Genomic DNA, 13,966 nt, shown 5'->3' with positions numbered 1-13,966 from the left:
CCCTCCCTCCCGCAACGTCGGCTCAATAGCCCGTCTCGGCTCACGCCGGGGCGGGTTTTTTGCGTTTATCGCGGAACAAACCGGCTGTTTGCCCGATTGGAGCCCGGAAGCTTCGCGACGACTGAAAAAGGAAAAGGCCGAATGGCTCAAGCCGGGTCTGGTCGGCCGGGTCAAATTCCTGAAAGGCGAGGAAAAGCTGCGCCACGCCAAGCTGAAGGACTTTCGAGTGGTATGATTAGCGCCTGCGCAGGTCTGTCGGGGTGCCCAGCTACATCGCGTCGGCTGGCGCGAAGAAGCAGTTTTCGTCTTCTTCCGTGGGATGCAGGCAGATGTGGAAGTTGTCATCCCCCGAGGGGATTACGACATTGTACGGCACGAAGTAGCGGTTCTGATGCGTGACTTTTTGATGGTCGCCTGGACGCAGAATAATCACGTAGCCATCTGGCTGGGGCGTCACAGTGGCGCTGGGAATTTGCCCGCAGTCGCCAGTGACCGGATCACCGTGGCAGCAAGCCGGTGGATAGCCCCAATTCCGATCCGGGCCGTGGGCTGACGCCCCGCCTCCGTCAAGTGCCGCAGCCGTGGCTATCACGCCTGCAAAGCACGTCACTTGTCCTCTTCCGACCGCATGCACCGAAAGGTTCCTCCAACGGCGACTGATATCGTCAGCGTCACTATATACCTTTAGCTTGCGCTAATGTAGGCCGAAAGCACTTATCCTGGATAAGGGCACCTATCGGGTGTATCTTCATCCGTATCGGCGAAGGATGCCGAAATGCGGGGTTTGCTCGGAAGCTTGCTAATCTTGCTAGGTGCCGTCACGATCCCGCAGGGGGAACCATTTGTCGGACAAAAACGTTGCGGGGATGTCGGGGACAGCTTAATGGCCAAGCGCGATAAAGCCGGTCACAAGACCGTCGCCGACCATCTTCGCGATTTGATACGCAACGAGGACAATCGTCGACAAGTACAGAAGGTCTTCGGGTTGGAGGCTGAACCTGCGCTGCCGCCAACGCTAACCTTACTGCTGGACGCCATTGAAGAGGCTCATAAGGGAACCCTAATTAACCCTCATGGCGCAGCAGCGATTTGACCTCAGGAAGGAACCAGACGGGACCTGGACGGTGTTCGATGTGTTCACCGGGCAGCCGGCTGATGTGTATGGCACACCCGCCGAAGGTCTCGAAATGGAGTATGCCGACGATTTGGTCGATCTCCTCAATGCTGCCGACCTGAAACGTAGGGCGGCCCGAGGTGACCTTTAATGGCCCTCCACTGGTTCACCCCACCGGTCCCTGTCAGCGGCGAGCAGACCGATATGACTTACGTAGTCAGCAATGTCGAGGCCGCCGCCGAGCATCTCTTCAGCTGGACCAAGCGCGGCCCTAAGTGGAACCAGGCAGTGCGCACATGCATGAACGCACTGGTTGACCAGGCGACACCTCAAGAGGCGAGAAGATGCTTCAGGCGGGCTGCTATCGAGGCGGGTATGCTGCGGGCTCATCATGAAGGGGATGACTAAAGAAGGAAGAGACCGCCGTCCTCGTCGATTTGGCGCATCATCTTCTTAACGACCGTTCCCCCCGCTTTACACTGAGGTAATGACGTCGGATCAAAAGAGGACTGCGGTCGTCATAGCCATTATTGCCGCCATGGCCGCGGTCTTTGGGCTTTTCGTCTGGGCTATCATCCAGAATTCCGGGGGATACCGGCCTAACGCGCTATCCAGCCGTAGTGTCAAAGCCGCCCTGACGGTGACGATTTTCCAAGATGCCAGCTTGACCATCTAGGAAAATGTTCCTTATTCGTTCTCATGGCGCACGATCCGATCGACACGCTGGGCAAGGCGACCCGGCACAATATGCTCGTCAAGGCGGAATGCAGCTGCGGTAACGTCCGCTACTGCCGTTCAGCCGACTTGATGATGGTCTATGGCGGCGGCGTCGACCCGCTGTCGCTCAAATTCGATTGCAGCCGGTGCAAGCCGCAGGTGACGATCACGCTGCTTGAAGTGCATCCCGAGCACCTGCCGAAGCGCCTGATGATTCACAAGCCGACGAAGGTCGGGGGAAAGATCCATTGGACCACCGAGCGCTTCAGAGGGTGACTAAGGCCTTGAGGGCTGGCGGTTGAACCCAATGGGGTTCTTACTGAGAGTGGCCAGCGCGATGCCGGTGAAGCAATTGCCTAAAATCGCGCTGGCCTCGGCGGCAAGTTGGGGTTGCCGCCGCACATTAGCCATAGCTGATTCCTTACGTCGCGTCAGTTGGCAGCGCAGTCGTGCCGGGATGGCCGTGCTTGTTGCGCAGGCCAGAGAGTCGGTTAGTTGTCGTCCAATACCTGGACGACTTCGCGAGTGTCCGGATCGACCAGAACGGTTCGTCCTTCAATCACGGTATATCGGTATTTCTCGTTTGGCACTTCGCGAAGCTCTACTTGGTCGTTGAGTTTCGTGCCGACGTTCAACTCGACGCCGGGGAGCTTGATGGAGGCGAGCGGATTTTTATGGACGTATTCCCGGTACACCTTCTGGTCCTCCGGCTTGACAATGATGGTGTCGGCCATTGCCACGCCGATGCCCGACATCACAATTGCACCCGCCGCTAAGCTGGTCACATACTTTTTCATGGTGATCTCATCCTATCAATGATCTGGCGATCGATTGTTCGCCAGGCATATAAGGAGCAGGCCGCCTCTTTGTTCCCGGTTTTAGCAAGCAAGCCAACGCTACTGTACGGACCACTTTTCCCGAATGAATGGGGCCGACTCCCAATTTAGCCGAGCCAGACGAGCAACTGGTACCGCGGAAGTCGCCTTCAGGCGCTCCGGTCCGTGTGGGTGTCATCGTCGATCTCATGCACGGGCAGATAGGCGTTCGTCTCCAGCCACTCACGCAAGATGATCTGAATAAGATCCGACCGGCCGATCTTCATTTCAGCTGCGGTGGAGTTCAGCGCATCGTCCGTCGCCGGCTCCAGGGGGACGCCAGCTACGTTTCGGAGCATCAGGGCAGTGCGACGAAGGATGATTTGAAGATCCGCCCGCGACATGTCCGCAATGCGGTCGGCGGCACTTTCTAGCTCTTCGGCGAAGGATGCTCGGGTCATGGATTCGAAGGGCAGGCGTCAGTTTTGCGTCAGGCCGCCTTGGCCGTCCTTTTCGCAGGAGCCTTCTTCGGAGCAATCGGCTTCCGCCCAAGACCAGAGGCCTTCGCCAAAGCGGACCGCTGTTCCGCATAGTTCGGCGCCACCATTGGATAGTCGGCTGGCAGCTTCCACTTGGCGCGATATTCGTCCGGGGTCATGCCGAGTCCAGCGAGGTGACGCTTCAGCGATTTGAACTTCTTGCCGTCGTCAAGGCAGACGATGAAATCTCGCGTGACGGACTTCTTTGGATTAACTGCTGGGCTAAGTTGCTCAGCAACCGGCGGCACATCCTTGCTAAGCGAAGAAAGCGAAGCGTGAACAGACGCGATCAGATCGCCTAAATTCGAGACTGGCAGGGCATTGTTGCTCACGAACGCTGAAACAATATCGGCCGTCAGTTCAATAAGCTCCTCAGCGTTTCCGTATTTCACTTCTGGCATTTGAAAATTTGTCCTGGTTGCGTTGATGTATCTCTATTAGTTGCGCTGAGAGAGCGCAACCTTCGGAAAACGTGCCTTACGGCTTCTTCAACCTGACGCCCGCGCCGTCGCCGTTGGCGTCGATGAAGACGACGCCGGCACCCTCGAATGTTCTCCGCAACACGACGAGGGTCGCATGCTGCGGCTCTGACCGGCCTGCCTCGAAATTGCGGATAGTCGCGTTCCCAATCTTCGACGCGTCTGCAAGCTCCTGCTGCGACCAGTTAAGAAGGGCGCGAGCAGCGCGGCATTGGGCTGGGTTCATCATAAGGACACCCTATCACGCGATGTCATTATCCGCTAGTCCTAGCGAAAATCGCTTGCGTTAGTGTTAACAAGCGCATATCGTTATCCATAGCGAAAATCGCTAATAAGGGAGCTATCTAGATGCCGAACACCGCTGTTCGGGCTGCCGCCGAAGGCATGCCCAACTGTCCCCGCAATCCACAGTCGAAGAGCTTCGTACGTGTCGGCGACCTCGACCGGCAGCGTGAAGACAACGTGGAAGTAGCCGACCGGCAGCAGGTCGGCCTCGCGCTCGGCAAGCCATGTCCGCGCCGTGGCACCCTGGCACTTCGGACAGTGCCGGTTGCGGCAGGAGTTGTAGGCGATCCGCCATTGGCCGCAGTCCTCGCAAGCCTCGACGTGACCGCCAAGGGCTGCGGTGCGGCATACTCGATCGCCGACATGACCTTGAGCTGGGCGAGGCTCAGGTGACCTGCATGGGCGGCCCGGTAAGCGGGTCCGGCAGCACGGAAGATGTCGGCGACCTCGATCGAGGCGCGCACGGCTCAGATGTCGGGCGAGACCTCTCCCGGCTTGAACAGCCCGAGCTTGTCGAGCGGGCTCGTCACGGCACGTACCGTCCGGGTCGCCACCTTCGCGTAAAGGGCGGTGTTATTGAGCTTGGCATGCCCGAGCAGGACCTGGATGATGCGGATGTCGGTGCCGTCCTCCAGCAGGTGGGTGGCAAAGCTGTGACGCAGTGTGTGCGGCCCGACCGGCTTGGCGATGTCGGCGGCCCGGGCCGCCTCGACGACGGTGCGATAGAGCTGCCGCGTGCTGATCGGCTTCATCGCGTGCTGTCCGGGGAACAGCCAGCCGTCGCGGTGCATCACGCCCTGCTGACGTCCGACCTTCCACCACTCACGCAGAAGCGTGAGTAGGTCCTCCGAGAGCATGGCGTTGCGATAGCGCCCGCCCTTGCCACGCTCGACGCGCAGCAGCACGCGCTCGCTGTCGACGTCGGCAACCTTCAGCATCGACACCTCGGCGACACGCAGGCCCGCGCCATAGGCAACCGACAGTGCTGCCTGGTGTTTGAGGCAGGTGGTGGCGTTGAGCAGCCGGGCCACCTCGTCGCGACTGAGCACCACGGGCAGGTTGCGCGGATGCGACAGCCGGACGAGCCGACGCGCCAGGTCCGGGCGGTCGAGCGTTTGGGTGAAGAAGAAGCGCAGCGCCGACACGATGCTGTTCATCGTCGGCACGGGAACGCCGCCTTCCTGCTGCTCGATCTGGAACCTGCGCAGGGCATCGGCGGTAGCGGTGTCTGGCGACCGCCCGAGGAATGTCGCCAGGCGCCCGATATCGCGGAGATAGTTGCGCTGCGTCTCGCGTGAGAAACGCCGCATGTTCATGTCGTCGATCAGCCGCTGACGAAGTGGACTGATGGGGGCATCAAGAACAGGATAGGGCATGGTCAGGCTCCTTATTGAAGAAGCCCGTGATGCTCTGCCGCTACCGAACTACCCTCAATGCGAGCGCGACGATCGGCTCTTGATCTCCACCTCAACCGCAGGCGCCCTCCCGCGCAGCGGGTTCGTTCAACGGCCCCAAAGCGGACGTCAGACGGTTCTACAATTGGCCATCGACGGGGTTTTTGGAAGCTTTTCGAACTTTGTGCCTAGCGCCCCCAGCCGAGTTGCGCATCCCGATGCTGCCCTTTTTACGCGCATTGCCGACCCTCACAGCTCAATCTGTGCTGGAAGACCAGGCGAGATCCTTGTGCAAGCTCAGGCCAAACGTGTTGCCGGCTTCGCCATCTGTGCGGCTTCGGGCGTACGCGACATCGACGCGAAACGCTCCCGTTGGCTCGAATTCGAACTCGCGGCCAAGGCTGGTTGTGAACAACGTGTCGGTGCCGGCGTCGCTACCCAGGTGGTTGTGGACGGCCGCTGCCAGCGACCCAATCCAGGCCCCCCGTTGAAGCTCAGCGCCGATCGTCGCGCTTACCGCGTTCGTTTCGCCACCGCCCTGGTGGGAAAAGTAGGCGATTTCGGCGAGCGTCCTCAGTGTCAGGTCATCGCCCAATGCAAATATATCCTGACCGCTGGCCAAGAGCCCCCATTCGTCCTGGCCGCCATCTGTAGCGAGGCGCCTTACGGCAAATTGCGCCGAAGGACCAGAGAGTTCGCCCTTGGCGTCCAAAGTCTTGACGGCGGGTGGGAGCACTCGCCGGCAGGCGTGAGGTACACTGCCTGCCGATGAGCTTCTCGTCAGCCTTACTTGGCGGGCTGGATGCTCGAAACCGCCAGCTTGCCGGCCTTGGTCGAGTAGGTCACGACGACCTTTTCACCAACCTTGAGCGTCTCGGCCTCGATGCCTTCCGGCAAGATGAACGTCTTGCCGTCGGACAGCGTGATCGAATCGCCACTCTTGTCGACACTTACAATCGTTCCGGTGACTGCCTTGGCGAAGGCACCGCTTGAAGATGCGAGGGCCAGTACCATTGCGGTTGCGATGACTGATTTTTTCATTTTGGTTTTCCCGTTTGGTTTCGTTGCGATGCCGAAAGGGCTGTTGGCGCCTGAGCGGCAACGGTGACAATCCGGGGCGGTAGGGCTTGCCGGATCATTTCTCTCATCGAGAGAAGATGGGATCGAGCTTATGCGGCAGAGTTTTCGGGGAGATGGCCGGGACTTTACAAATGGGTAAGTCCGGCGCGGATTGTCATAGATCCCGCAAGTGCTGGGCGTCCTGTCCGGATGAAGGCCTGGCCGACAGGACCGCGGCGACGACCGAAGCGGCGACAAGGCTGAGCACGACCCCGAGATAGGCCCAGGGGATCGACAGCGCTTCGGGCGGGTCGAACACGCCGGTCAACAGCTTCACCAGCATCCACGCCGTCACCCAGCCCGACAGAAGACCGAATGCGAAACCACCGACGAGGATGAGGAGGCCTTCACCCCACAGGAAGGCCGCCAATTGCCGGGGCTTGGCGCCGATGGCGCTCAGTATGGCGAAGGTCCTGCGGCGCTCGATGAACCCCAATGCCAGCATCAGGCCGGCCGCGGCAGCCGCCATGACGACGGAAAATCCCAGTTCGATCGTCGTCAGTCCGCCAAGGTCGACCGCCGTCAGGCTCGAGCCGATGAGATGCGCGGCCTGGCCGATGTCGGTGACCTTCAGCGACGGATCGAAGGAGAGCGCCGAAGCGGCCTGCTGTGCGAGCGCTGCCGGATCGGCCCTTGCCCGCATCAGGACGTATTCGGATGCATCCGACCCGGTCATGCGGGCGACATAGGCGGCGTTGGCGACGAGGAAGGAGTCCTTCGGCGCGGTCGGAAATTCGCGCGCGACGCCGATGAACTTGAAGGCGATGGGATGATACTGGTGATCTTTTGCATCGATGAGCCGAAGATTGATCGTGTCGCCTTGCTGGAGCTGGAAGTCCTGCACGGTCTCTTCCGAGACCAGAACACCGTCGGGCGTTAGGGTGAGCTGGTCGAGCGTGCTGGCCGCGTCGGCGCCGCTGAAATAGGCGTCGGAAAGGCCCGTCGCGCGTTCGATGTGCCGGGGGTCGATGCCATAGAGATCCTGCAGGTCGGCGCCTACATAGGCGAAACGGTGCTGCATGGGCTCTGCCGCCGCTGCCTCGGTCAGCGAGGCCAGCGATGTCAGATGTGCCCCAGCCGGCCTGTCCGATGTGCCGAAGACGGTGACGTCGGAGCCGTTGGTCAGTTCGGCATCGATGCGCGCCTGCGCGTTGTAGGTGGTGTTGAAGATCGCGGTCGACGTGGCGAAGGAGATCGCCAGCGCGGTCATGGCGATGCCGACGGTCAGGCGCCGCGATTGCCGCGACAGCGCGGCCGATACGACAGCCGTGAGGGGTCCGGCGACCGGCGCAATGATCGCCCGAAGTCCGCTGCCGTTGCGCGCGATGATGGCGCCTGACAGCCGCACGGTCAGCAGCGCCATGCCCAGCCAGAACAGCGCCGGCGCGATGAACGCCTTGTAGTCGACAGAGGTGGCGGCAACGCCCTCGGGGGCAAGCACGATCTGGTACCCGGTGCTTGCCGACTGCCAGAAGAAGAGCCCGGCTGCCGCGAGCAGAATGATGTCGAGCCACAGGCGCTGCCAGAGTGGCGTCCCGGTGCGGGTGACGGTGCGCCGCGCGGCACTGACAGTTACCCAGCACGCGTCGCGCCAGACAGGAAACAGAAAGGCGATGAAACCGACAAGCAACCCGAACAAGGCGACAACAAGCAGTGTCGGACCGCTCGTGTTCGCCGTTACGTGCAAGCCTGGAGCGATGCGGCCGAAGAGCAACGCCGCGGCTATGCCGAGCGCGGTTCCGCCGGCTACGGCGATTGCGGCCTCGGCCGCCGACAGGGACAGGATTGTTCTCGTCGTCGCGCCGCGGACGCGCAGCAGCGCCTGCTCTGTGCGCCGGCGCGTAGCACCGGACGAGGTGACCGCAAAGGTGAGGGCAATGGCTAGCGCAATGCCGGGCAGCCCGAGAAACAGGAACAGGACGGAGGCATAAAGCGCATCCTCGCGAACTGCTCCGAGGCGGGAGCCGAGATTGTCGGCGACCAGAGCCTGACCGACGGTTTGCGCCTCGAGATTCCTCTGCGCACCGGTTACGAACGTATAGGCGGCGACGGGATCCGGCGGCAGCGCCTCACGGGCGAGCCGCACATGCCATTGCAGCCGGGCGGTGTCGGGGCGTATTTTCTGCTGCGGGTCGAACAATTGCTGCCAGTCTTGCCGCGGCAGCACGAGCACATTGTCGGGCGGCGCCTGTGGAGCTGCCTGAGGCGGCAGGCCCACTGCCTGGAACAGCGAATCGGCGTCGGGGAGGTCGATCACACCGGCGACTTTCACCTCTGCCGGAGGCAGCCCGACCCGCTTGATCGACACCGTGTCGCCTGGGCCGACATGAAGGTTGGCCGCCGTCTGCTGGGCAATGAGAACGCCGTCGGTGTTGCCGGAAAGTGGCCGGACTTCCGCCCGAAAGTCTTTCGCATAGAAGCTGTCGAAGGCGATGACCTGACCCGGCCCGGTGGTCTGTGTCGTGCCGCTAGTCTGGGCTTCAAAACCGGCGACATCCGCATAGCGGACCTGGTGCGCGGCCTTGACCGGCGCGGCCTCCGCCAGTGCCCTGCCGATCAGCTCCGGGTCGGCACCGGAAATCACCTGAACCTGCCAGTCGATCGGCACGGCCGATATGGCGCGCGCCGTCATCGAGGTGCCGGAACTGGCGAGAAAGAGCGCCATCACCGCCAGCAGTGCCACAGTCAGCGCAACACCTGCCGCGGCACCGGCGACGCGCAGCAAACGGCGGGCGAGAACACCGCGGATCCACAACAGCAGCATCATGCCGCCTCGCTTCTCGGTCGCCCCGCGATCAGCCTGCCATGATCCATTGTCCACCGCGTCGCCATCCGGGCGGCCGCGGCTTCATCATGCGTCGCCACGACGAGGGCGATGTCCGTGCCCTCCAGGCGATCGAGCACGGTGTCGAAAAAGAATTGCGCCGTGATGCTGTCGAGTTGCCCGGTCGGCTCGTCGGCAAGAACGAGTTTGGGGCCTATGGCTAGCGCACGGGCCATGGCAATGCGCTGCGACTGTCCGCCGGATAATTCCTCCGGCAGTTTGTCGCCAAGCTCGCCGAGGCCGAACGAATCCAGCAGGGCTGCCGCTGTTTCGTCTGCGGCCGCAGCTTCGCCGGCAAGCACCATGGGCAGGCCGACATTCTGAGCCGCGGTGAGAGCGGGAAACAGGCTGGGTGACTGGAACACAAATCCGACCTGACGCGGCCGCAGTTGCTCGAACGTCCCAAGCCCCGGCCATTCGATGGCGCCGGCTGTCGGCCGGTCCAGCCCGCCAAGAATGTGCAGCAGCGTTGTCTTGCCGCTGCCGGAGGGCCCGACGAGGGCAATGCGCGCGCCCGCCGCGATCTCGCAGTCGACATCGCGCAAAACGGTGATCCGGCCAGCATTCCCGTCATGAAAGTCGCGGCCAAGACCTTTGCCGACAACGAGCGGCCTACTCACCGTCGATTCTCCCGTCTCTCAGACGGATGATCCGGTCGGCTCTTTGCGCCAGCGCTTTGCTGTGGGTTGCAAGCAGCGTTGCCAATCCGGCTTCGCGTCTGGCCTCGAACTGCTCGATCAGCCCTGATTCGGTGTCGCGGTCGACCTCCGCAGTCGGTTCGTCAGCAACCAGAATGGGGGGATCCGCGGCCAGCGCCACGGCAAGGCCGGCGCGCGCCGTCTCACCGCCCGAAAGCTCGGTTGGAAATGCGCGCGCGCGATGCGACAGGCCGACGCTTTCCAGCAGGGCGCCGATTCGTTTCTCGTCCGGCTTCGCCGCCAGCAGCATCTGCAAACGGACGTTCTGTTCGACGCTCAGGTGGCCAAATAAATTGCCGGACTGCAGGAGGATGCCGAAATTGGCGGCGCGAAAGCGCGTGCGCTCGGGCTCCGATCGCCGGGTCAAACGCATGCCGCCCACCTCGACATGGCCACCATCCGGCTCGTCGAGGCCGGTTACGCAGGCCAGCAAGGTCGACTTGCCGCTGCCGGACGGCCCCGTCAGGGCGACGATCTCACCGGCCGACAGCTGGAAACTTACACCGCGCAGAGCGGCGGTCTCGTCGTCCCCGATGTGGAAGAACCGATAGAGTTCGTGCGCGTCCAGCGCGTGCATGTCACTTCCACCGCAACGAGTTGGACATCAACTGCCACTGGTCGACATTGTCGGCGCCCTTCGGCGCATAGAGTTCGAGCGTGACGAGCTTGCCGTCCTTGAAATAGAGGTAGCGCTCATTCTCCAGGCGGACCTGTTTGTTGGTCACCGCATTTGGTTCGGAGTTGGACGTGTAGACGATGCGGATTGCCGGGCCCGCCGGCAGCTTGACCTGCTTGACCGTCGTCACCCGGATGGCTCGACCGGTGGATTGGAGCTTCGGAACATAGTCCGCCTTGGCGCTTTCGACGGTCGGTGCGGCGTCCGCCTTTGCCGCGGAAACAACGACGCCGTCGAGCTTGTCGACGAAGCTTGCGCCATCGGCATTGTCCGAGCGCGCCCACCCCTCCGGCACCTTCATGGTGAACCCTTGCGGTGAGACATAGTCGATGAAGACCTGCGTATCGGGAATATCGCCAGGAGGGTTCTTTTCAGCAGGGACCGCCTTTTCGGCCGCCGACGCCGGCAGACTTCCGAAACCTGGAGCAATCGCGACGGCAGCCCCCAGACATGCAGCGACGGTAAGGATCGACGGAATCCGGCTGATTTTTCGATGAGCGGACATCATTTAGCGGCCTTTCGAGTTGAACGGCGAATGCACTCATTATCGCGCGCCAAGCTTACAGGCATGTCGCCTGGTTCATACGGATTGGTAAGCTTGGAGGGCAGTGGCTAGCCAGCCGACGACTTCGCACCAGGAAAACTGACGACCACCGCAAGGCCGGGATGACGGTCTTCCAGGGCAATGGATGCGCCGTGCAGATCGGCTATGGCGCGCACCAGGCTCAGGCCAAGGCCATTGCCCGGCGTCGTGCGGCTGTTGTCCAGCCGGTAGAGCCGCTGAAATACTTTTTCGCGCTCCTCGGTTGGAATGCCGGGCCCGTCGTCGCCGACTTTCGCAAGAATGCGGTCATCGTGCCGGATCACCGATAATTCGATAACGGTGCCTGCCGGGCAATGCCGCAAGGCGTTCTCCACCAGATTGGCGAACATCTGCGTCAACAATTCCCAATCGCCGTGGATCTGGCATTGTGTGCCTTGAAAGATTTTTGCCGTCAGCGACTTTCCGTCATCCTCGGCAACGTCCGCATAGATTTCGGCAATGCTCTCGACGACGCCATTGAGGTCCAGATCGATGAAGCGTGCCTTGCGCGCTCCAGCCTCGATCTGGGCGATGCGCAGCAGTGCATCGAAAGTCTCATTGATCTGAAGACCCTCCGCGCGCGCGTCCGCCAAATCATCGGAAACCGCTTCGCCCAAAGCGGTCTTGTCTGCGGCGGCTTCCAAAATCATCTGCAGCCGGTTCAGCGGCGTCTTCAAATCATGCGCGATGTTGGCGCTGACCTGCTTCATGCCTTCGACCAGCGCCGACAGCCGGTCGAGCGCTGCGTTGACCTGGGCGGAAACCCCGTCGATATCGTCGCCGTTGCCAACCAGGGGAATGCGGGCGTCAAGCCGCCCATGCGACACGTCGACCATGGTGGCGGCGATGCCGTCGAGGCGTCGCTGGACGCGGGACGCCAGCAAGGCGCCTCCGGCCACCGCCAGACCGGAGATGATGAGGGTTCCCCAGCCAAAGCTCATCAGCACGATGGTTTCCAGCTCCTCGGTCTCGGCAAGGCTTAAGGCGACCGTCAGATTGTTTCCGCGAACCGAACCGGACCAGGCCCGGTAGACGGTGCCGGCCGGCACGCCGGGCATGGTGGCGTCAAACATCGAGAAGCCGTCGGGAAGGTCTGCCGCGGTGAAGTTTCCGGCGAGATGATTGCCGGCCGGCTCGGTCAGCGAGAACAGCCGCTCTTTCTTGGTTGAGAGCGCGGCGTGGCTGTCGACGGTGGCAACCAGATCCTCCAGGTCGCTTTCGGCGTAAGTCGCCGCCACCACGGAATAGGTCTCCTTGATGGATTCATCGAGCCGCGCGGCAAGATCGGCGCTCATCAGCCGGTAGACGATAGCGCCCGACAGGATAAAGGCGAGCACGAACAGGAAGGCGAAGGTCAGGGCAAGGCGGAAAGGCGTGCTGCGCAGAAGGTTAAACCGTCGCATGCAAACTGTAGCCGGTGTTGCGGACAGTGTGGATAAGCTGGGCCTCGAACGGCTTGTCGATCTTGGCCCGCAGCCGGCTGATGTGGGTCTCGACCACGCTGGTCTTGGGGTCGAAATGGAAGTCCCAGACGCGTTCCAGCAGCATGGTCCGGGTAATCACCCGGCCTTCGCCGCGCATCAGCACTTCGAGCAGGCTGAATTCCCGCGGCTGCAGGTCGATCGCCTGGCCCTGCCTGGTGACGCGGCGCATGATCAGGTCCATTTCGAGATCGGCGACCCGCAAGGCGGTCTTCTGCTCCTGCGCCGCCGGCCGGCGGCCAAGGGCGTTGATGCGGGCAAGCAGCTCGGAAAAGGCGAATGGCTTGACGAGGTAATCGTCGCCGCCGGCTTCGAGGCCCTCGACCCGGTCGTCGACGCCGCCGACCGAGGTCAAGAAGATCGCCGGCGTTCGCACCCCGGCGGCACGCACCGCCTTGATCATTGACAGGCCGTCCAGGCCCGGAATCATCCGATCCGCGATGATCACGTCATAGGCGTCGCATGTCGCGGCAAACAGCGCGTCATGGCCATTGCGCAACAGGTCGCAAACATGCCCGGCTTCGCTTAGTCCCTTGACGACGTAGTCAGCAGTCCGTGGATCATCCTCAACAAGGAGAAGTCGCATCGTCGTTCCGGTCTGTTGCCGACTTTTTATCGAGGTGGCACTCTATCACCAGCCGCGACCCGTTCCTAGAAAATCGGTCGGCCCTAGGCTGCTCATGCCGTTGTACGTGCCCACAACATCATCTGGCAGGATCTCTTGCGGGAACAAGCATGCGGCGAAGCACGGTGTCTTTCAGAACAAAATGGTGGAAAAATGCTGCACCGGCATGAAGGCAGATCAGGACGACAAATACCGGCTTGGCCAAGGCATGGACATCTCCCATCCAGTCCCAGACATAGAAGGCCAGAAGCCCGGAAACAGGGACACCGATGAGAAGACAATAGAACAGCACATGCGTTGCTCTCGAGGCGAAAGCCATCCACCGCGGCATTGTCGATTGCGCATGTGGCGCGCCGGCGAGGATGCGGATGGCCAAGCGGACCAACACCAGCACCAGGATCGACCAGCCAACCCAGTAATGAGCAGACCCCATGGTTTGCTCATATGGCGACAGCTGACGTCCGTCCGCCGCGGCGTCGACAAACGTGGTCATGCTTTCTCCAAACAAGAGCTGAAACAGGACAAGCACTGCTATCGTCCAATGCAGACCAATCTGAAGACGGCTATAGCCGAATTTATCGGAGTTCATTTTTCTGTCCATGCGGTCGCTGACGATA

Annotated in this window: 17 protein-coding genes and 2 pseudogenes; 4 read left to right on the top strand and 15 right to left on the bottom strand. The window is 61.7% G+C overall.

What is annotated here, in order from left to right:
- The 4 genes and pseudogenes from FJ949_RS30920 to FJ949_RS27730 all read left to right on the top strand — a co-directional run.
- Positions 1 to 235 (top strand): annotated as a pseudogene (locus FJ949_RS30920) (ATP-dependent DNA ligase); the annotation flags it as partial.
- Between the two features lie 648 nt (positions 236 to 883).
- On the top strand, positions 884 to 1,093 hold the full coding sequence (locus tag FJ949_RS27745) for a hypothetical protein (RefSeq protein ID WP_140500852.1): 210 nt from the start codon (positions 884 to 886) through the stop codon (positions 1,091 to 1,093).
- A gap of 171 nt (positions 1,094 to 1,264) precedes the next feature.
- Entirely contained in the window at positions 1,265 to 1,522 is a 258-nt protein-coding gene (locus FJ949_RS27735) for a DUF982 domain-containing protein (RefSeq protein ID WP_140500850.1), read from the top strand.
- Positions 1,523 to 1,813: 291 nt separating this feature from the next.
- Positions 1,814 to 2,107 (top strand): hypothetical protein, encoded by a 294-nt coding sequence (locus FJ949_RS27730; protein ID WP_140500849.1) that lies wholly within the window; start codon positions 1,814 to 1,816, stop codon positions 2,105 to 2,107.
- Between the two features lie 215 nt (positions 2,108 to 2,322).
- Here the strand turns inward: FJ949_RS27730 and FJ949_RS27725 are convergent, their stop codons facing one another.
- The 15 genes and pseudogenes from FJ949_RS27725 to FJ949_RS27655 all read right to left on the bottom strand — a co-directional run bounded on the left by FJ949_RS27725 (position 2,323) and on the right by FJ949_RS27655 (position 13,938).
- Entirely contained in the window at positions 2,323 to 2,628 is a 306-nt protein-coding gene (locus tag FJ949_RS27725; RefSeq protein WP_140500848.1) for a DUF1236 domain-containing protein, read from the bottom strand.
- A 188-nt stretch (positions 2,629 to 2,816) separates the two neighbouring features.
- Positions 2,817 to 3,107 carry a hypothetical protein gene (locus FJ949_RS27720; protein ID WP_140500847.1) on the bottom strand — a complete coding sequence of 97 codons (291 nt, stop codon included), beginning with the start codon at positions 3,105 to 3,107 and terminating at the stop codon, positions 2,817 to 2,819.
- A gap of 29 nt (positions 3,108 to 3,136) precedes the next feature.
- Positions 3,137 to 3,586, bottom strand: a complete 450-nt coding sequence (locus FJ949_RS27715) for a MucR family transcriptional regulator (RefSeq protein WP_140500846.1) — start codon at positions 3,584 to 3,586, stop codon at positions 3,137 to 3,139.
- 76 nt (positions 3,587 to 3,662) lie between these two features.
- Entirely contained in the window at positions 3,663 to 3,893 is a 231-nt protein-coding gene (locus tag FJ949_RS27710) for a helix-turn-helix transcriptional regulator (protein ID WP_181172179.1), read from the bottom strand.
- 215 nt (positions 3,894 to 4,108) lie between these two features.
- A pseudogene (locus tag FJ949_RS27705) lies at positions 4,109 to 4,386 on the bottom strand (transposase zinc-binding domain-containing protein); the annotation flags it as partial.
- Positions 4,387 to 4,416: 30 nt separating this feature from the next.
- A complete protein-coding gene (locus tag FJ949_RS27700; RefSeq protein ID WP_140500845.1) occupies positions 4,417 to 5,325 on the bottom strand; it encodes a tyrosine-type recombinase/integrase in 909 nt (302 codons plus the stop codon).
- 274 nt (positions 5,326 to 5,599) lie between these two features.
- On the bottom strand, positions 5,600 to 5,938 hold the full coding sequence (locus FJ949_RS27695) for a hypothetical protein (RefSeq protein WP_140500844.1): 339 nt from the start codon (positions 5,936 to 5,938) through the stop codon (positions 5,600 to 5,602).
- Positions 5,939 to 6,129: 191 nt separating this feature from the next.
- Positions 6,130 to 6,384, bottom strand: coding sequence for a DUF1344 domain-containing protein (locus FJ949_RS27690; protein ID WP_140500843.1), 255 nt, complete (start codon positions 6,382 to 6,384; stop codon positions 6,130 to 6,132).
- Positions 6,385 to 6,577: 193 nt separating this feature from the next.
- The gene (locus tag FJ949_RS27685; RefSeq protein WP_140500842.1) at positions 6,578 to 9,229 is read right to left on the bottom strand and encodes an ABC transporter permease; all 2,652 of its coding nucleotides are present in this window, start codon (positions 9,227 to 9,229) and stop codon (positions 6,578 to 6,580) included.
- Positions 9,226 to 9,906 (bottom strand): ABC transporter ATP-binding protein, encoded by a 681-nt coding sequence (locus FJ949_RS27680; RefSeq protein WP_140500841.1) that lies wholly within the window; start codon positions 9,904 to 9,906, stop codon positions 9,226 to 9,228. Before FJ949_RS27680 ends, FJ949_RS27685 begins: the two co-directional genes overlap by 4 nt.
- Positions 9,899 to 10,561, bottom strand: a complete 663-nt coding sequence (locus FJ949_RS27675) for an ABC transporter ATP-binding protein (RefSeq protein ID WP_140500840.1) — start codon at positions 10,559 to 10,561, stop codon at positions 9,899 to 9,901. The genes FJ949_RS27680 and FJ949_RS27675 overlap by 8 nt, the downstream gene beginning before the upstream one ends.
- 1 nt (position 10,562) lies before the next feature.
- Positions 10,563 to 11,168, bottom strand: coding sequence for a hypothetical protein (locus FJ949_RS27670; RefSeq protein ID WP_140500839.1), 606 nt, complete (start codon positions 11,166 to 11,168; stop codon positions 10,563 to 10,565).
- 104 nt (positions 11,169 to 11,272) lie between these two features.
- Positions 11,273 to 12,646 (bottom strand): ATP-binding protein, encoded by a 1,374-nt coding sequence (locus FJ949_RS27665; protein WP_140500838.1) that lies wholly within the window; start codon positions 12,644 to 12,646, stop codon positions 11,273 to 11,275.
- Entirely contained in the window at positions 12,633 to 13,310 is a 678-nt protein-coding gene (locus FJ949_RS27660) for a winged helix-turn-helix domain-containing protein (RefSeq protein ID WP_140500837.1), read from the bottom strand. Before FJ949_RS27660 ends, FJ949_RS27665 begins: the two co-directional genes overlap by 14 nt.
- A gap of 118 nt (positions 13,311 to 13,428) precedes the next feature.
- The gene (locus FJ949_RS27655) at positions 13,429 to 13,938 is read right to left on the bottom strand and encodes a cytochrome b/b6 domain-containing protein (protein ID WP_140500836.1); all 510 of its coding nucleotides are present in this window, start codon (positions 13,936 to 13,938) and stop codon (positions 13,429 to 13,431) included.
- Positions 13,939 to 13,966 lie beyond the last annotated feature (28 nt).

Source organism: Mesorhizobium sp. B2-4-1 (assembly GCF_006442185.1).
In the GTDB taxonomy this organism is placed as follows: domain Bacteria; phylum Pseudomonadota; class Alphaproteobacteria; order Rhizobiales; family Rhizobiaceae; genus Mesorhizobium.
This window is presented reverse-complemented; position numbering and strand designations above follow the sequence as displayed.